The sequence below is a fragment of the Gluconacetobacter diazotrophicus PA1 5 genome (genome assembly GCF_000067045.1).
GTDB classification, from domain to species: domain Bacteria; phylum Pseudomonadota; class Alphaproteobacteria; order Acetobacterales; family Acetobacteraceae; genus Gluconacetobacter; species Gluconacetobacter diazotrophicus.
The window spans coordinates 1,860,168-1,876,733 of sequence record NC_010125.1; the positions used below are offsets into that span (position 1 = coordinate 1,860,168).

Sequence of the window (16,566 nt, forward strand, 5' to 3'; positions counted from 1 at the left end):
GTTTCCAAAGGGCTCGGCCCTTTGGTGGGTCAAGGGCAAAGCCCTTGCGCGACATTTTCGAACAAGACCGGCGCCCCATAGCCCAGCGGAGCCATGGCCGCCGCAAGACGCTCAGGCTCCGCCGGGGCCGCAGTAAAGAACGCGCGGGCAGGCCGCGAAGGGACAGCGGTGCCCAGCGGCCCCAGCACTGTTGCGGCCTGGCGCGCGACGGCCTCGGCCGGGTCCAGCCAGATCGTCCCGGGCGGTGACGCCGCGCGCAGCCGGTCCATCAGGAACGTATAATGAGTGCAGCCGATGCCCACGACATCGATCGCCGCGCCGCCGGGCTGCCCGAACAGGGCGTCCAGTTCACGGTCGATGGCGTCGGTGGCGATGGCATGGCCGCGAAACGCGCATTCGGCCAGGTCGGCCAGGCCGCGCGCGCCGTGCGCCAGCAGGGTGCAGTCCGGGGCGTAGCGGCGCTGCAGATCGCCGAGATAGGGGCGCCGCACCGTGGCCCGCGTTGCCAGCAGGCCGATGGTCCGTGTCCGGCTTAATTCCGCGGCCCACTTGATGGGGGGCACGCAGCCGACGAACGGCAGGGTGTAGCGTTCGCGCAGGGCGGGCAGGGCGAGGGTGCTGGCGGTATTGCAGGCGATGACGACCAGATCGGGGTCCAGGGCGTCGATCGCTCTCCCATATGGTCGACCTGCAGGCGGCCGCACTAGTGATTTGTTCGCCGTAGGGATAGACCGCGTTATCGGCCAGGTAGTCGAGCGACACGCCGGGCAGCCGCGCGCGAAGGGCCCGGACGATTCCGAACCCGCCGATGCCGGAATCGAACGCCAGGATTCGCCGCGCCATGATGAAAAGTCAGTCCTGGTCGTGCATCAGCCCTGGGTCTGGTTCGCGCCCTTGAACGCCAGGGCTTCCTCCTGGCTGGAAACGCCGCCATGGCGGCCCGACCATTCGCAGGGGTCTTCCAGGAAGCGCCGGACCTCGGATGCCGCCTTTTCCGAGAAATAGGGCTGGCCCGCGCAGGCTTCCAGCACGTCCCACCAGGTGCACAGCGCGTGCAGCGAGATGTTCATGTCCGCCAGCGTGCGCAGCGAACCGGGGAACACGCCGTAGAAGAAGACGACGAAGGTGTGGTCGACGATCGCCCCGGCGTCGCGCAGGGCGCGGGCGAAGCGGATCTTGGACGATCCGTCGGTCGTCAGGTCCTCGACCAGCAGGGTGCGCATGCCCTCGGGCACGTCGCCCTCGATCTGCGCGTTGCGACCGAACCCCTTGGGCTTCTTGCGGACATAAGCCATGGGGGCCATCATCCGGTCCGCGATCCAGGCGGCGAAGGGGATGCCCGCCGTTTCCCCGCCCACCACGGCGTCGATGCTCTCATAACCGATATGGCGGCCGATCTTTTCCACCCCCAGTTCCACGATCTTGGCGCGGGCGCGGGGGAAGAAGATGATGCGCCGGCAGTCGATATAGACCGGCGACTTCCAGCCCGACGTCAGGGTGTAGGGTTCCTCGGGCCGGAAATTGACCGCCTTGATTTCCAGCAGCAGCTTCGCCGTCGTCAGCGCGGCGTCGCGGTCCCAGGCCGTGGAGCCCGACGAGGCGCCCGTGCCATATCCTGTCGAATCGTTCATGCCGCGTATCTCTCCGGTCTGGTATCATTGCATTGAGGTGCATGAGCCTTAGCCGGATCGGGCGGGAAAATCCATCGTCCGCCAATTGGGACGCTGTATGGACCCCGCAGGCGTCCAGCCCGTGGTACGCATATCGGGCAGCCGGAATGTTCCCGACAGATCCGGGGGGTTTTTCTTGCCCGTTTCCTTGAGAATCGTTATTATTATATAATTGCAAGTCGTTCGCAACTAGGGGTGGGAATAGTGGCTCTCGAAACCGGCGGGATTGTACGAAACTGCGAGCGTGCGGTCGTAACCGCGTATCGGGAACTGCGTGAGGTCGGGACGAGCGATGTCTCGGCGTTCCACGCCTGCACCACCCTGTACCGCATCCATCACCCCGATGCCTCGCTCAACGAGGCACGGCGCCTGGTTTCGGAATGGATCGACCATCATGTCGTCCGCCGCGACAATGGACCGACGCCCGGTTGCGATTGCGACTGAGGGCACTGCCGACCCTGCGAACCTGACCCCATGAAAAAGCCGGCCACCCCCGCGGGATGGCCGGCTTTTTCATGCCCGGCGGGCGGCACGGGGCTGCCCGGGCGTGTCCGCCCGGGCCTGCCGGTCCGGTCAGCCGCGCTGCGCGAACGGCGTGAAGTCGCGCTGCGGGGCGCCGGTATAGAGCTGGCGCGGACGGCCGATGCGCTGGCCCGGTTCCTCGATCATTTCCTTCCATTGGCTGATCCAGCCCACCGTGCGCGCGACGGCGAACAGGACCGTGAACATGCTGGTGGGAATGCCCATCGCCTTCAGGATGATGCCCGAATAGAAATCGACGTTGGGATACAGGCTGCGCTTGACGAAATATTCGTCGTTGATCGCGATCTTTTCCAGTTCGACCGCCAGGTCCAGCAGCGGATCGTCCTTGATCCCCAGTTCGCCCAGCACCTCATGGCAGGTGGCCTGCATGATCTTCGCGCGCGGGTCGAAATTCTTGTACACGCGATGGCCGAAGCCCATCAGGCGCACGCCGCTGTTCTTGTCCTTCACCTTGGCGATGAAGTCGGGGATGTTGTCCTTGTTGCCGATTTCGGCCAGCATTTTCAGCACGGCCTCGTTCGCGCCGCCATGGGCGGGTCCCCACAGCGCCGCGATGCCGGCGGCGATGCACGCGAACGGATTGGCGCCGGTCGAGCCCGCCAGGCGCACGGTCGAGGTCGAGGCATTCTGTTCGTGGTCGGCATGCAGGATCAGGATGCGATCCATCGCCCGCGCCAGCACCGGGTTGATGACGTAGGGCTCCGACGGATGCGCGAACATCATCGACAGGAAGTTTTCCGCGTAATTCAGGTCGTTGCGCGGATACACGAACGGCTCGCCCTGCGTGTATTTGTACGCCCAGGCCGCGATCGTCGGCAGCTTGGCGATCAGGCGCATCGCCGACAGCGAGCGGCTGGCCTCGTTCGAGATGTCCGTGCCTTCGTGATAGAAGGCCGACAGCGCGCCGACGGTGCCGCACAGGATCGCCATCGGATGCGCGTCGCGGCGGAACCCGTTGAAGAAATTGCGGATCTGTTCATGCAGCAGCGTGTGCGACTTGATGGTCGAGACGAATGCCTCGTGCTGCGCCGTCGTCGGCAGTTCGCCGTTCAGCAGCAGGTACGCGACCTCGAGGAACGTGCCCTGCTCGGCAAGCTGCGCGATCGGGTAGCCACGATGCAGCAGGACGCCCTTGCCGCCGTCGATGAACGTGATCTTGCTTTCGCACGACGCCGTTTCGCCATAGCCCGGGTCGAAGGTGAAGACGCCCATGTCGGCGGCGATCCTGCGGACGTCCAGAACGTCCGGGCCCAGCGTCCCGGAAAGGACCGGCAGACTGGCGGTTTTGCCTTCTAGCGAGACGGTGGCCACTTTTCCTGGCTCGGTCATCAAACTCTCCTCTTGGTCGTTCGCCGCCCTGCGATGCGGCCGATCTCATCCCCAACCTGCGGGCCGCTGTCCTCTGCGTGACAGTTCATGGCGTGGCCCATCGGCATGGGCCGAGATAAGGACGAAACGGCAATTGTGGCAACTCCGCCCGGGCGGGGGGCGTCATGCCGTCAGGTGCATAGCACGCGCGCCAGGGCGACCCGCCTGCGGGCCAGTTCGTGCCACGGACCCTCCACCGTGAACCATGCGGCGGAGGCGGTGGGGAACCCCCGGTTCAAAATGGTTTTGTCCGGGTCGTCGATGGCGTCACCCGCCAGGTCCAGCACCAGGTGATACAGGTCGGGATTGTGACCTACGACGATGATATTGCTTGCGGTTTCCGGAATCTCGCGCAGGATTTCCAGGATGCTTCCCGCGCCGGCCTCATACAGGCCGGCCTCCTGCCGCACGTGGGGCGCATCCGTGGTCGAAAAGGGGCCCAGGGCGGCATAGGTTTCGCCCGAGCGCCGCGCCGGGCTGATCAGGACCAGGTCCGGAACGAACCCGATCTCGCGCAGTTGTGTTCCGCGTTCATGCGCCTTGCGGCGTCCGGAGGGAGTCAGCGGGCGCTCCAGGTCGCCGGAGGGGCCGGGATCGCCGTGCCGCGCGGGAAAGGCTTCGGCGTGGCGCATCAGCACCAGCGTCCGCCTGGCCGCCGCATTCCCGTCCGCTTTGGGCGGCCGTGGCATCAGGCGGTTCCGTTCGCGCCGGTTTTGCGGGCGATGGCCTCGTGATGGCGGATGACCTCCTTGATGATGAAGGCCAGGAACTTCTCGGCGAAATCGGGGTCCAGCCGCGCCGCCCCGGCCAGGTCGCGCAGGCGGCTGACCTGCTGCGCCTCACGCGCCGGGTCGGCGGGGGGCATGTCGTGACGGGCCTTCAGTTCGCCGACCGCCTGGGTGTGGCGAAACCGCTCGGCAAGCATGTAGATCAGGGCGGCGTCGATATTGTCGATGCTCTGGCGCAGCGCCTGCAGGGTCGCCTGCGCCTCCGGCGTCGCAAGGGTCCTGTCGATGGCCGTCATATCGTTCACGTCATGCTCCTGTCTGTCGGTCGCGACCGTTATACAGGGTTTCATGCGTCGTCGGGCAGGTCGATCCAGGCCAGATGGCCACCTTTTCCCGCCCCGGTGTCGGTGAAGACGGACGTGCCGCCGGCCCGGCCGACCCTGATCCAGGGCCGCCCGTCGGTCGAACGGCGGTCATGGCCGCAATAGACGGTATAGCCGGGCGGAATATGGTCGATCCAGTTCAGGCGCCGTTCCGGATAGCCGTCCTTCTGCATGCGCCCGGTGGTCTCGCCGAACAGCGCGCGGGACAGCAGCGGGGTCACCGTGCCCAGGCCCGGCGGCGGCGGTTCGTTCAGCATCCGCGAATGGAAGCCGCCATGCACGAAGATGCGCCGGCCCAGCACGATCCAGGGCGGGGCATGGGCGATGTCCTGCCAGGCCCGGGTGCGGACGTCCTCGTTCTCCGGTGCCTGGAACTGGCGCATGGTCTGGATCAGCGGGGCGTCCTGGCGCATCTTCCGCCCCGCCAGGGCGCGGGCCAGCTTGCGGTCGTGGTTGCCCAGGATGAACAGGCCGCGCCCGTCATCCAGCAGGCGCTGCATCAGGCGGAACGTGCCGGCGCTGTCCGGCCCGTGATCGACCAGGTCGCCCAACTGGATGACGAACCGGTCGGTGGCCACCGCGTGCTCGAACGCCCGCAGGTCCCCATGGACGTCCCCCACGACGCGAATCGGCCGCCCGTCGATCAGCCGTTCCACCGCGACCGGGTCATAAAACGCCGGGACGTCCGTGACGGAATCGAGGGCGGCATGGTCGTCCGCATGGCCGTCCGGGGGCAGGTACGGCCCGTCCGGCGCCCGCGCATCGGCGATGGGCGGTGTCCATGCTGGGCCGGATGGGTGGGGACGTTCCAATGGCATGTCCGTGGGTCATGGAATGAAGTTGTCAGCTTCTGGATATGGGGATGCGGTACGGACTTCGCCATGGGCACCGGCCCCTTGGCGCCGGGTTTCCTGAATTGCATGCCAGACAGTCATTTTTCGTCTTTCGGTTCCAGCCAGTCCGGATGCTTCCGCGCGATGTGGATCAGGATACGGTCCATGAAACGGCGCAGCAGGGGAACGTCCTCGGACAGCAGAAGAAGGCCCAGCGGTAGCATCCACAGGCCCAGAACCGGCAGAAAGAACAGGAAACCGCCCATGCACAGCAGCCCGCCGGCCACCAGGCGCACCGGCCGGCGGGAGGGGACGCGCAGCCACTCGATGGCCGCGCGCATGCGGGGCGGCAGCCGGTCCAGCAGCGCGCTCACATGCCGGTCGTGGTCGCGTCGGGTATCGGGAACGAGGGGACCGGCCATGGTGTAACACTCTTTTGTTGTGACGGGTCGACCGGGAAAGAGAAGAGATGGCGTATCGGGATCGGCCTGTGGCGACCGGCCGGTATGAACGAACCCGCGACACAAGATAATGAGAAGACACGAGGAAAGGTTCCATGATCGATCATAACCGAATCCGGAATGCGGCCTTCCGGGCAAAAGTCACGACTGCCGAGGAAGCTGCCTACTACATCCGTCCCGGTTCCATGGTCGGCATGAGCGGCTTTACCGGTTCGGGCTATCCGAAAGCCGTGCCGCAGGCACTGGCCGCGATCATGGAAGCCGAGAAGGCGAAGGGAAATTCGTTCCGCATCCGCCTGTTCACGGGCGCGTCCACCGGTCCGGAACTGGATGGCGCGCTGGCCAAGGCGGACGGCATCGCGTTCCGCATGCCCTATAATTCCGACGCCACGCTGCGCGGCCGGATCAACAAGGGCGAAACCGAATATCTGGACATGCATCTGAGCCACGTGGCGCCGATGGTGTGGCAGGGCTTCTTCGGCGAGATGGACACCGCGGTCATCGAGGCCGTGGCGATCCGCGAGGACGGCACGATCGTCCCGTCCTCGTCCGTCGGCAACAACAAGACGTGGCTGGAATCGGCACGCCAGGTCATCATCGAGGTCAATAGCTGGCAGGACGCGGCGCTGGAGGGGATGCACGACATCTGGTACGGCGCGGCCCTGCCGCCCGAGCGCCAGCCCATTCCCCTGCTGCGCCCGGATGACAGGATCGGCCAGGCGACCCTGCGCGTCGATCCGTCCAAGGTCGTGGCGGTGGTCGAAACCCATGCGCCGGACCGCAACGCCCCGTTCACGCCGCCCGATGCCTCGGCCAAGGCCATTGCCGGCCACCTGATGGAATTCTTCCGCCACGAGGTCGCGCGCGGCCGCCTGCCGCAATCGCTGCTGCCGCTGCAGTCCGGCGTGGGCAATGTAGCCAACGCGGTCATGAGCGGCCTGGAAGAGGGTCCGTTCGAGGACCTGACCGCCTTCACCGAAGTGATCCAGGACGGCATGCTGGGCATGCTGGAATCCGGCAAGATGCGCGTCGCGTCGGCCACGGCGTTCTCGCTGAGCCCCGAGGCCGCGGAATCGCTGAATGCCCGGATGGCCGAATTCCGGTCCAAGATCATCCTGCGGCCGCAGGATATCAGCAACCATCCCGAACTGATCCGCCGCCTGGGCTGCATCGCGATGAACGGGCTGATCGAATCCGACATCTACGGCAACGTCAATTCGACCCAGATCATGGGCTCGCGCATCCAGAACGGCATCGGCGGTTCGGGCGATTTCGCGCGCAACGCCTATATCTCGGTCTTCATGACGCCTTCGACGGCCAAGGGCGGCAAGATCTCGGCCATCGTGCCGATGGCGTCGCACGTCGATCACATCACGCAGGATTCGCAGGTGCTGGTGACGGAACAGGGCCTGGCCGACCTGCGCGGCCTGTCGCCCAAGCAGCGCGCCGAAGTGATCATCAAGAACTGCGCGCATCCGGATTACCGTCCGGGGCTGCAGGATTACTTCAAGCGGGCGAAGGAAGGGTCCTACGGCCTGCAATCGCCGCATCTGCTGACCGAATCGCTGTCCTGGCATCAGCGCTTCATCGAAACCGGCTCGATGCTGCCGACCTGATCGTCTCGGATCGTCACGGAAGGCCGGGCATCGTCCCGGCCTTCTTTTTTCAGACTGTTTCAGCGCGGAACTGACCCGCCATCGTCGCGGCGTGGTCCAGATCGACCGACAGGACGCGGCTGACGCCGCGTTCCTGCATCGTCACCCCGTACAGCCGGTCCATGTGCGCCATCGTCAACTGATGGTGCGTCACCACCAGGAAGCGGGTGCCGGCCTCGGCCACCATGTCGGCCAGCAGCGCGCAGAACCGCCCGACATTGGCGTCGTCCAGCGGCGCGTCGACTTCGTCCAGCACGCAGATCGGCGCGGGGTTGCAGCGAAACACCGCGAAGATCAGCGACAGGGCGGTCAGCGCCTGCTCGCCGCCCGACAGCAGCGACAGCGTCGCCAGCTTCTTGCCCGGCGGCTGGGCGTAGATCTCCAGCCCCGCCTGCAGCGGATCGTCGTTGCCCACCATGCCCAGATGCGCCCGCCCGCCATTGAACATGCGCGAAAACAGGGACTGGAAATGCTGGTCCACCTCGGTGAACACCGCCAGAAGGCGCTCGCGGCCCTCGCGGTTCAGTGCCCCGATCGAGCCGCGCAGGCGCGCGATGGCGGATTCGAGTTCGTCCTTTTCGTTGCGGATGGTGGCGATGCGGGTCTCGGCCTCGTCGGCCTCCAGCTCGGCCCGCAGATTGACCGGCCCCATTTCCTCGCGCTCGCGGACCAGGCGGGCGATCTTGCGGCGCAGGCTGCTCTCCGCCGCCTCGGTCAGGTCGGGGGGGACGATGCCAGGCGGTTCCGGCGTTTCGGTCAGCAACTGGGTCAGGATGGCTTCGGCCTGCTCGTGCCGTCCTTCGGCCCGCAACAGGGCTTCGCGCGCCGCGGCCAGCGCGCCCTCGGCATCGCGGCGTCCGGTCTGGGCCCGGGCCAGGGCGTCCTCGGCCTCCGCCAGGGTGCGGGCCGCGTCGGCGTGGTCGGATTCGGCCCGGTGCAGCGCGTCGTGTGTGGTCGCCCGCGTGCGCGTCACCTCGTCCGGCAGGGCGGCGAGTCGCGCATGGTCGGCCCGGGCGGCTTCCAGCCGGGCGATGCTGCCGTCCCGTTCGGCGGCGGCGGCCGCCTGTCGCGCGGTCCAGTCGGCCAGCGCGGCGACCAGGCCGTCCAGCCGCGCCCGGGCCGCCTGCTGTTCGCCGGCCAGCGCCGTGCCCTGCTGGCGTGCGGCGTCCTCGGCCTGCCTTGCGGCGGCCATTGCCTCGCGCATCTGCTGCACGTGGGTGGCGATGGCCTCCAGGTCGGGCAGGGACTCGCGCTCCGCCGTCACGCGGGCCAGATGGGCGGCGGCCTCGTCCCGCTCCTGGCCCAGCGATTCCAGGCGCGGCGCCTGGGCGTCCAGCGCGCTGCGGGTTTCGATCTGTGCGGTCTGCCGGGCGGCATGCGCGGCCTGGGCCTGTTCCAGCGCGGATTCGGCCTGCTGCCGGGCCTGCCGCGCGGCGTCGTGCGCCTGTGCCGCATCGCGGGCGCGGGCCTCGGCGGCGGCCAGGGCGGATTCGGCGTCCTGGACGGGCGGAAGGGCGGACAGGGCCGTTTCCGCATCCCCCAGCGCGGCTTCGGCCTGTTCGGCTTCGCGGGTGATGCGCTGCAATTCGGGGACGATGGTCGCCAGCCGTGCCTCGGCCTCGCCATGGCGGGCGGCGGTCGCGTCGTCCTCGCGCCGCGCGGCTTCCTGCGCGGCTTCGGCACGGCGCCGTGTCTCGCGCGCGACGGCTTCCGCCGCCTGGGCCGCCTGTTCGTGCCGGCGCGCGGCCTCATGCGCCTGGGCCAGTTGCGCCTCGTCGGGCAGGGCGGTGGCCTCGTCCCGCGCGGCGGCCAGGGCCGATTCGGCCTCGGCCAGGGCCTGCACCGCCTGATCGTGCTGCGGCTGGACGGTGTCGAGGCGCGCGCGCGCCGCGCTGTCCAGCCGGCCGATCTCGGCCTCGTCCGCGCGGGCCTGGCGCAGCACGGTTTCGATCCGGGTGCGGGCGGCGCGGGCCTGGGTCACGGATTCGGCGGCCTGGGCGCGTGCCTGCTCGGCCTCGGCCAGCGCGGCCTCCGCCACCGGCAGGTCGGCGCGCCGGATGTCGCGTGCGGCCTCGGTCTCGCGCAGCCGGTTGCGCTGTTGCAGCAGCAGGGCGGCACGGCTAGGCAGGCCGGCCGCCACGCGGTAGCCGTCCCAGCGCCACAGGGCGCCGGTCCGGTCTACCAGGCTTTGCCCGGGGCGCAGGCCGGCCTGCAACGCCGCGCCATCCACGCCGTCCGCCAGCAGGCCGATGGCCGTCAGCGCGCGGGTCAGGGCCGGGGGGGCCGTCACCAGCCCGGACAGCGCAACGGTGCCGTCACCCGGCAGGGCGGGGGCGGGCAGGTCGTCCAACCGGTGCCACAGGCGCGGGGCCTCGGGCTCGACCGACGCTTCCAGCCCTTCGGCCAGGGCCGAGGCCAGGGCCGCTTCCAGCCCGTCCGGCACCAGGATGTCGTCCACCACCGGGCGGCAGCCCGATTCGCCGTGGCCGGTCGCCAGCGCCTGGGTCAGCCCTTCGATCTCGGCGGTCAGGCGGGACAGGTCGGCTTTCACCTCCGCCAGATGGTGCGTGGCCGCATCGCGGGCGGCGAGGGCGGCGGCAAGGCCGGATTCGGCGCCCTCCAGCGCCAGGCCGGACGCCGCCAGGTCCCGTTCCGCCGATTCGCGCGCCGCGCGGGCGGCGTCCACCCGGTCGGGGGCGATGGCGGCGGCGCGGGCCCGGGCCAGATCGCCCTGCAGGGCCTGAAGCCGCGCCTGCGCGCGCTGTTGGGTGGATTCGGCGGTGCGCAGGGCGGTGCCGATGGCGGCGCGGCGGGTCACCCCTTCCTGCAGGCGGGCTCGGGCCTCGATCTGCGCGGCGGAGGCTGCCTGGCGGTCCAGTTCCGCCTGTTCCAGCGCGGCGCGGGCGGCGGCCAGCGCGGATTGCGCCTCGGCCAGTCCGGTCCGCAGCGCCTCGCGGCGTTCCGGCGCCACCAGATGGGCGTTGGTATCATCCTGTCGCCGTTGCAGGGCCTGCCGGGCGGCGCGAAGGGCGGTCGCGCGTTCGGTGGCCTGGGCCAGGGCGCGCTGTGCTTCCTCCTGCCGGCGGCGGGCCTCGGTGGCGTGGTTGCGGGCCAGGGTCACGGCCAGCGTGGCGTCGGACTGTTCCTGCGCGGCGTGATCCAGCGCCGCGCGGGTCCGGGCCAGATGTTCGGACGACGCGGCCAGCGCGGCGGCCTGGGCCTCCATGTCCGCCTGGCCGGGCAGGGCGGCACGCAACGCGTCCAGTTCGGCGGCCAGCCGGTCATGCTGGTCGCACAGCCGGGCGTGGCGGGCCTGGGCCTCGCGATGCGCGGCTTCCACCTGTTCCGCCCGGGCCCGCGCCGCCGTGGCGTCGGATGTGGCCTGTTCCAGCGCCCGTTCCTGCGCCTGAACCGATTCGCCGGCCGTGGCCAGGTCGGCCTGCGCCTGGGCGACGTCCTGCGGCAGCGCCGCCAGCCGCGTGTCCAGCGCGGCCTGCTCCGCCTGCAGGCGGGCCACGTTTTCGCCGGCGTCGGCATGGCGGGCTTCCGCCGCCTGATGGTCGGCCTCGGCCTGCTGCAAGCGGGCGGCGGCGTCCGATGCGGCTTCGGCCGCGCGCTGTTCCTCGCGCGCGATGCCTTCGGCGAGGATCTTCTGCCGTTCCAGGACCGTGCGGGTTTCGTCCGACCGGACGCGCAGGGCCGGCAGGTCGCGATTGGCCTCGAATTCCGTCACCACCGCGGTTTCGGCGGCTTCCTCGGCCTGCGTCATCGCGTGCCGGGCCTGGCGTGCCGCCTGGCCGGCGCGCTCCACCGCCAGCCGCGCCCGCGCATGCAGCAGGGCCAGCAGGGTGATCTCGGCTTCGCGCAGCGCGGCCGAGATCTCGCGATAGCGCCGGGCCTGCTGCGACTGGCCGCGCAGATTGTCCAGATGGCCTTCCAGCTGGACGCGCAGATCGTCGGCCCGCGCCAGGTTGGATTCGGTCGCGCGCAGCTTCAGCTCGGCCTCGTGCCGGCGGGCGTGCAGGCCGGTGATGCCGGCGGCTTCCTCGAGGATCGACCGCCGTTCCTCGGGCCGGGCGTTGACCAGGGCCGAGACCCGGCCCTGGCTGACCATGGCCGAGGACCGGGCGCCCGATGCCAGGTCCGCGAACAGCGTCTGCACGTCGCGGGCGCGGATCGGCTTGCTGTTGACGCGATAGTCGCTGCCGGCGCCGCGTTCGGCGCGGCGGCTGATCTGCAGTTCGTCCTGGTCGTGCAGCGGCGGCGGAGCGATGCCCGTCGTGCCTTCCAGCGTCAGGGTCACCTCGGCCAGGTTGCGCGCCGCCCGCGCGGCGGTGCCGGCGAAGATCAGGTCGTCCATCTCGCCCCCGCGCAGCGACCGGGCGGAGCTTTCGCCCATGGCCCAGCGCAGCGCCTCGACGACGTTCGACTTGCCGCACCCGTTCGGGCCGACGATCCCGGTCAGGCCGGGCAGGATATCGACCGCGACGGGGTCGGCGAAGCTCTTGAATCCCGCGATGCGCAGGCGGACGAAACGGGCGGTCATGGGGGCACGGACCGGATCAGGGACGTCGGAATCAGGCCAACGAGGCGACCTTCTGCGCGAAATCGTCGTAGGTCATTTCCTGGCCCACCTGCACCTTGTCGTTGAAGCGGAAGGTCGGCGTGCCCTCGATCTTGTACTGGGCCTGGGCGCGGTTTTCCTCGTCCATGATGGCCTGGCGCAGCGTGTCGTCGGCGATCGTCTTCTGGAACAGGTCGGCGGGCATGCCGGCCAGGGCCGCCATCTTCTGCAATTCGTCCTGCGGGTTCACGTCGCGGGCGAACGCCCAGCGATCCTGGCTGGACAGCAGCGACAGCACGAAGGGCTCGTACCGCTCGGGCGGCAGGGTGCGGGCGATCATCGCCGCCGCGAGGGCAAGCTGGTCCAGCGGGAAGTCGCGGAAGATGTAATAGACCTTGCCGGTCTCGATCAGCCTGGTGCGGATTTCCGGGAACACCTCGCCCGCGAACCGGGCGCAATGGGTGCAGGTCAGCGAAAACCATTCCTCGACATGCACCTTCGCGGCCGGGTTGCCGGCGGCGCGGACGCTCATGCGCGGATCGGTGTCGGCCGCCCGTGCGGCGCGCGGGGCCAGGCCCGGCGCCAGCAGGGCGGGGGCGGTCGCGATCAGGGTGCGGCGGGTAACGGGCATGGCTGAACGGTCTCCGGCATGCTGGATCGAACGGGTCGCGGGAATGGCGAAAAAGCCCGCAAAGCGCGCAGGCGTCAAGAGGATCGGGGCGCCGTGTCGCGCACCGGCCGCCCGGCCCACCATGCCGACAGGGCCGAGCCCGAGATATTGTGCCAGATCGAGAAGATCGCCCCCGGCAGGGCCGCCAGCGGGCCGAAATAAAGCCGCCCCAGCGTGGCCGCCAGGCCGGAATTCTGCATCCCGACCTCGATGGCCAGGGTGCGGCAGGCGCTTTCGTCCAGCCGCAGCAGGCGGCCGCCCCAATAGCCGCCCAGCAGGCCCATCCCGTTATGCAGCATCACGGCCAGCAGGACGATCGGCCCGGCGAAGGCCAGGGACGGACGGACCGACGCGACGATCGAGCCGATGATGGCCATGATCGCGATCATCGCCACCAGCGGCAGCGCGGGTTCGATGCGCCGCACGGCGCGATGGGCCAGCATGTTGACCGCCAGGCCCCCCACGACCGGCAGGGCCACCAGTTCGACGATGCTGCGCAACAGCGCCCATGTGTCGACCGCGACGTCGGCCGAGACGTAGAGCCGCGTCAGCAGCGGGGTGGCCACGATGCCCACCAGGGTCGACAGCGTGCTGATGCTGACCGACAGCGCCACGTCCCCCCGCGCCAGGTAGATCATCACGTTGGACGCCGTGCCGCTGGAGACGCTGCCGACCAGGATCATGCCCACCCGCAGCGCCGGCGGCAGGCCCAGCATGCGCGCGACCAGCCACGCCGCCAGCGGCATGATGGTGTAATGCAGCACGATCCCGGCCAGGACCGGGGCCGGTCGCCGGGCGATACGGCGGAAATCCGCCACGGTCAGCGTGACGCCCATGGTGAACATCACGAACGCCAGCAACGGCGTGATGGCGGGCGACAGCGCCAGGAACGGCCCCGGCCAGCGAATGGCCGAGGCCGAGACCAGGATCGCCCACAGGGGGAAGAGGCGGGTCAGGACCGACAAGGATAGGGGATCAGGCGGCTGGCGCGGGCGGCGGTGGCGGCGGGCGGACGCGAACCTTGCGGATATGCAGCGAATCCGCGTCCAGCACCCGGAAGACCAGGCCGCTGTCATGGGTCAGCACCTCGCCGCGCGTGGGCACATGCCCGGCCAGGTAGAAGACCAGGCCACCCACGGTCTCGATCTCGGCCTCGCGCTCGGCATCGGTCAGCAGCGGGCCCAGGCGGGATTCGAATTGCTCGACCGGCAGGCGGGCATCGACGTCGAACGTGCCGTCCGGCCGTTCCTGGATCAGGACCGCCGTCGGTTCGTCATGTTCGTCCGAGATGTCGCCGACGATGGTTTCCACCAGGTCCTCGATCGTCACCAGCCCGTCGATGCCGCCATATTCGTCGATGATCAGGGCCAGGTGCACGCGCCGCTGGCGCATCTGCAGCAGCAGGTCCAGCACCGGGATCTGCGGCGCCACCATCAGCGGCTGGCGCAGCAGCGATTCCACGTTGAATCCTTCGCTGGTGCCGACATAGGCGATCAGGTCCTTCACGTGGATCATGCCCACGATGTCGTCGAGCTGCTCGCGATAGACCGGCATGCGCGAATGGTTTTCCCGCCGCATCAGGGCCAGGGCCTCGTCCAGGCTCAGCGAGACCGGCATGGCCACGATGTCGGCGCGCGGCACCATCACGTCGTCGGCGGTGATCCCGCGCAGGCGCAGCACATTGGCGATCAGCGCGCGTTCCTGGCGGTCCAGTTCCGAATTGGGGTCGGCGCCGTCGCCCTCGGCGTCGTTGGCTTCCTGCACCAGCGCGGCGATGGAATGGCGCAATCCCTGTTCGACGCGCCTGCGTCCGAACAGCGACAGCAGTCCACGGCCGCGCGGGCGTGACGGGGGGACCTCATCGGGGGGGCGGGCCGTCTCCGCCTTGGGGGCATCGGTGCGATGCGGCGCGGCGTCCGACGTCGCGGAAACGGGCAGGGGGCGGTTCACTGCCCGTCCCCCATCAGCCCCGACGGTGCGCCGGGGCGGTATTTCCAGGGATTGGGCACCGACAGGCGGCCCAGGATCCGGGCTTCCTCCATTTCCATCCGCCGGGCCTCGCCGGCCTGGTGATGGTCGTGGCCGCGCAGGTGCAGGATGCCGTGCACCACCAGGTGCATCAGGTGGTGGCGGATGGGCCGGCCGGCCGCCTGGGCCTCGCGCCGCACGGTTTCCAGCGCGATCATGATGTCGCCCCCCGGCAGGCCGCCGGGATAGTCGAAGGTCAGGACGTTGGTCGGCTTGTTCCGGTCGCGATGCCGGGCGTTCAACCGGCGGATCGCGCGGTCATTGTCCAGCATGATCGTGACGGGCCCCGGTGCGTCACCGCCCCAGGCCGCGCGCGCGGTGCGCCGGACCAGGGCCGCAATGCCCGGCACGGCGCCATGCCAGCGCGCGTCGGTCACGACGACATCGCAGTCATCGCCGCCGTCCCCGGCCGGGACGTCCCACTCGTGGAGCGGAACAGGGGGAAGGCCGACGGCGCGTCCGGCCGTCGGCTCTATCGTAAGGACCCCGCCGGATTCGGCGGGATTCTGGCTACTTCGCGGTTCCATTGTTCTCCCGGCGCGCCCTGCTGCGGGACATGTCCCGTTCGGCCGCCGCCCGCTGATCATAGGCGTCCACGATGCGCGCGACCAGCGGGTGCCGCACGACATCGCGGGATTCGAAGCGCGTGATGCCGATTCCCGGCAGTCCTTCCAGCGTATCCACCGCGTCGCGCAGGCCCGAGGTCACGCCCGACGGCAGGTCCACCTGGCTGAGGTCGCCGGTCACGACCATGCGGGTGCCGCTGCCCATGCGGGTCAGGAACATTTTCATCTGCGCCGAGGTGGTGTTCTGGGCCTCGTCCAGGATGACGAAACTGTGGGCCAGCGTGCGGCCACGCATGAAGGCCAGGGGGGCGACCTCGATCTCGCCCGTGGCCATGCGGCGCACGACCTGGTCGCCGGGCAGCATGTCGTGCAGCGCGTCGTAGAGCGGGCGCAGGTACGGGTCGATCTTGTCCTTCATGTCGCCGGGCAGGAAGCCCAGGCGCTCGCCGGCCTCGACCGCCGGGCGCGACAGCACGATGCGGTCGACCTGGCCGGCCTGCAGCATCGCCACCGCCTGCGCCACCGCCAGATAGGTCTTGCCGGTGCCGGCGGGCCCGATGCCGAAGACCATCTCGGCCTGGGCCAGCATTTCCATATACGTCGCCTGGCCTGCCGAGCGGGGTGCTATGGCGCCGCGCCGGGTGCGGATGGCCGGCAGTTCGGGCAGCGACAGCCGGTGCGATTCCGACCTGTGCGGCTGGGGCAGGTGCGCGCTGTCATGGGGCATGGCGGACCGTCCTTCGGATGGCAGGCGGGGCAGGGTGTGGTGGGCGGCAGCCATGCGGATCGCGGCGTCGATTTCCGCGGTATCGAGGTCGGTGCCGCCTTCCAGCCTGCGATACAGGCTGTTCAGCGCCGCCTGGGCGATTTCCACCCGGTCCGGGGTGCCGCTGACGGCGACGCGATTGCCCCGGCAGGACAGGCGGATGCCGAATCCACGTTCGAGATGAAGCAGGTGACGGTCATGATCTCCGACAAGTCGCGCCAGCAGGGCGTTGTCGTCGAATTGCAGCGTGATCGTCCGCATGGCGTCCATGCCGCCATGCCGGGACGGATCGTGATGGTCCTGCGCCCGTGCGGGGCGCCGGCCGGTCAGG

General features: G+C 69.5%; 15 protein-coding genes. 2 read left to right on the forward strand and 13 right to left on the reverse strand.

The window, feature by feature from the left end:
- Positions 1-29 precede the first annotated feature (29 nt).
- Positions 30-704, reverse strand: a complete 675-nt coding sequence (locus GDI_RS08690; RefSeq protein WP_012225379.1) for a glutamate racemase — start codon at positions 702-704, stop codon at positions 30-32.
- A gap of 165 nt (positions 705-869) precedes the next feature.
- Positions 870-1,631, reverse strand: a complete 762-nt coding sequence (locus GDI_RS08695; RefSeq protein ID WP_012225380.1) for an orotate phosphoribosyltransferase — start codon at positions 1,629-1,631, stop codon at positions 870-872.
- A gap of 243 nt (positions 1,632-1,874) precedes the next feature.
- Here GDI_RS08695 and GDI_RS08700 point away from each other — a divergent pair, with 243 nt between their 5' ends.
- The gene (locus GDI_RS08700; RefSeq protein WP_012225381.1) at positions 1,875-2,114 is read left to right on the forward strand and encodes a hypothetical protein; all 240 of its coding nucleotides are present in this window, start codon (positions 1,875-1,877) and stop codon (positions 2,112-2,114) included.
- Between the two features lie 129 nt (positions 2,115-2,243).
- On the opposite strand, the gene gltA is transcribed toward GDI_RS08700, so the two are convergent.
- From gltA to GDI_RS08725, 5 genes are all read right to left on the reverse strand, one after another.
- Entirely contained in the window at positions 2,244-3,542 is a 1,299-nt protein-coding gene (gene gltA / locus GDI_RS08705) for a citrate synthase (protein ID WP_012552943.1), read from the reverse strand.
- A 170-nt stretch (positions 3,543-3,712) separates the two neighbouring features.
- Positions 3,713-4,270 carry a SixA phosphatase family protein gene (locus GDI_RS08710; RefSeq protein WP_012225383.1) on the reverse strand — a complete coding sequence of 186 codons (558 nt, stop codon included), beginning with the start codon at positions 4,268-4,270 and terminating at the stop codon, positions 3,713-3,715.
- Complete coding sequence (locus tag GDI_RS08715) at positions 4,270-4,605, reverse strand: chorismate mutase (protein ID WP_012225384.1); 336 nt, start codon at positions 4,603-4,605, stop codon at positions 4,270-4,272. Before GDI_RS08715 ends, GDI_RS08710 begins: the two co-directional genes overlap by 1 nt.
- 50 nt (positions 4,606-4,655) lie before the next feature.
- Complete coding sequence (locus GDI_RS08720) at positions 4,656-5,510, reverse strand: metallophosphoesterase (RefSeq protein ID WP_012225385.1); 855 nt, start codon at positions 5,508-5,510, stop codon at positions 4,656-4,658.
- A gap of 113 nt (positions 5,511-5,623) precedes the next feature.
- Positions 5,624-5,947 carry a hypothetical protein gene (locus GDI_RS08725; RefSeq protein ID WP_012552945.1) on the reverse strand — a complete coding sequence of 108 codons (324 nt, stop codon included), beginning with the start codon at positions 5,945-5,947 and terminating at the stop codon, positions 5,624-5,626.
- A 134-nt stretch (positions 5,948-6,081) separates the two neighbouring features.
- On the opposite strand from GDI_RS08725, the gene GDI_RS08730 reads away from it, so the two are divergent.
- The gene (locus GDI_RS08730; protein ID WP_012225388.1) at positions 6,082-7,602 is read left to right on the forward strand and encodes an acetyl-CoA hydrolase/transferase family protein; all 1,521 of its coding nucleotides are present in this window, start codon (positions 6,082-6,084) and stop codon (positions 7,600-7,602) included.
- A 49-nt stretch (positions 7,603-7,651) separates the two neighbouring features.
- Here GDI_RS08730 and GDI_RS08735 read toward each other — a convergent pair whose 3' ends face one another.
- The 6 genes from GDI_RS08735 to GDI_RS08760 form a co-directional block, all read right to left on the reverse strand.
- A complete protein-coding gene (locus GDI_RS08735) occupies positions 7,652-12,187 on the reverse strand; it encodes an AAA family ATPase (protein WP_012225389.1) in 4,536 nt (1,511 codons plus the stop codon).
- Between the two features lie 31 nt (positions 12,188-12,218).
- A complete protein-coding gene (locus tag GDI_RS08740; RefSeq protein ID WP_012225390.1) occupies positions 12,219-12,836 on the reverse strand; it encodes a thioredoxin domain-containing protein in 618 nt (205 codons plus the stop codon).
- Between the two features lie 74 nt (positions 12,837-12,910).
- Positions 12,911-13,840 carry a ketopantoate/pantoate/pantothenate transporter PanS gene (gene panS, locus GDI_RS08745; RefSeq protein WP_012225391.1) on the reverse strand — a complete coding sequence of 310 codons (930 nt, stop codon included), beginning with the start codon at positions 13,838-13,840 and terminating at the stop codon, positions 12,911-12,913.
- 10 nt (positions 13,841-13,850) lie between these two features.
- A complete protein-coding gene (locus GDI_RS08750; RefSeq protein WP_231854312.1) occupies positions 13,851-14,702 on the reverse strand; it encodes a hemolysin family protein in 852 nt (283 codons plus the stop codon).
- Positions 14,703-14,821: 119 nt separating this feature from the next.
- Positions 14,822-15,430 carry an rRNA maturation RNase YbeY gene (gene ybeY / locus GDI_RS08755; RefSeq protein ID WP_012552947.1) on the reverse strand — a complete coding sequence of 203 codons (609 nt, stop codon included), beginning with the start codon at positions 15,428-15,430 and terminating at the stop codon, positions 14,822-14,824.
- Positions 15,414-16,505, reverse strand: coding sequence for a PhoH family protein (locus GDI_RS08760; RefSeq protein WP_012552948.1), 1,092 nt, complete (start codon positions 16,503-16,505; stop codon positions 15,414-15,416). The genes ybeY and GDI_RS08760 overlap by 17 nt, the downstream gene beginning before the upstream one ends.
- Positions 16,506-16,566: the final 61 nt, after the last annotated feature.

Bases quoted from the DNA above. Each gene is read 5' to 3' on its own strand.
- GDI_RS08695 (WP_012225380.1), bottom strand. From the start codon at position 1,631: ATGAACGATTCGACAGGATATGGCACGGGCGCCTCGTCGGGCTCCACG.
- GDI_RS08710 (WP_012225383.1), bottom strand. From the start codon at position 4,270: ATGCCACGGCCGCCCAAAGCGGACGGGAATGCGGCGGCCAGGCGGACG.
- GDI_RS08735 (WP_012225389.1), bottom strand. From the start codon at position 12,187: ATGACCGCCCGTTTCGTCCGCCTGCGCATCGCGGGATTCAAGAGCTTC.
- GDI_RS08725 (WP_012552945.1), bottom strand. From the start codon at position 5,947: ATGGCCGGTCCCCTCGTTCCCGATACCCGACGCGACCACGACCGGCAT.
- ybeY (WP_012552947.1), bottom strand. From the start codon at position 15,430: ATGGAACCGCGAAGTAGCCAGAATCCCGCCGAATCCGGCGGGGTCCTT.
- GDI_RS08720 (WP_012225385.1), bottom strand. From the start codon at position 5,510: ATGCCATTGGAACGTCCCCACCCATCCGGCCCAGCATGGACACCGCCC.
- GDI_RS08740 (WP_012225390.1), bottom strand. From the start codon at position 12,836: ATGCCCGTTACCCGCCGCACCCTGATCGCGACCGCCCCCGCCCTGCTG.
- GDI_RS08760 (WP_012552948.1), bottom strand. From the start codon at position 16,505: ATGGACGCCATGCGGACGATCACGCTGCAATTCGACGACAACGCCCTG.
- GDI_RS08730 (WP_012225388.1), top strand. From the start codon at position 6,082: ATGATCGATCATAACCGAATCCGGAATGCGGCCTTCCGGGCAAAAGTC.
- gltA (WP_012552943.1), bottom strand. From the start codon at position 3,542: ATGACCGAGCCAGGAAAAGTGGCCACCGTCTCGCTAGAAGGCAAAACC.
- GDI_RS08715 (WP_012225384.1), bottom strand. From the start codon at position 4,605: ATGACGGCCATCGACAGGACCCTTGCGACGCCGGAGGCGCAGGCGACC.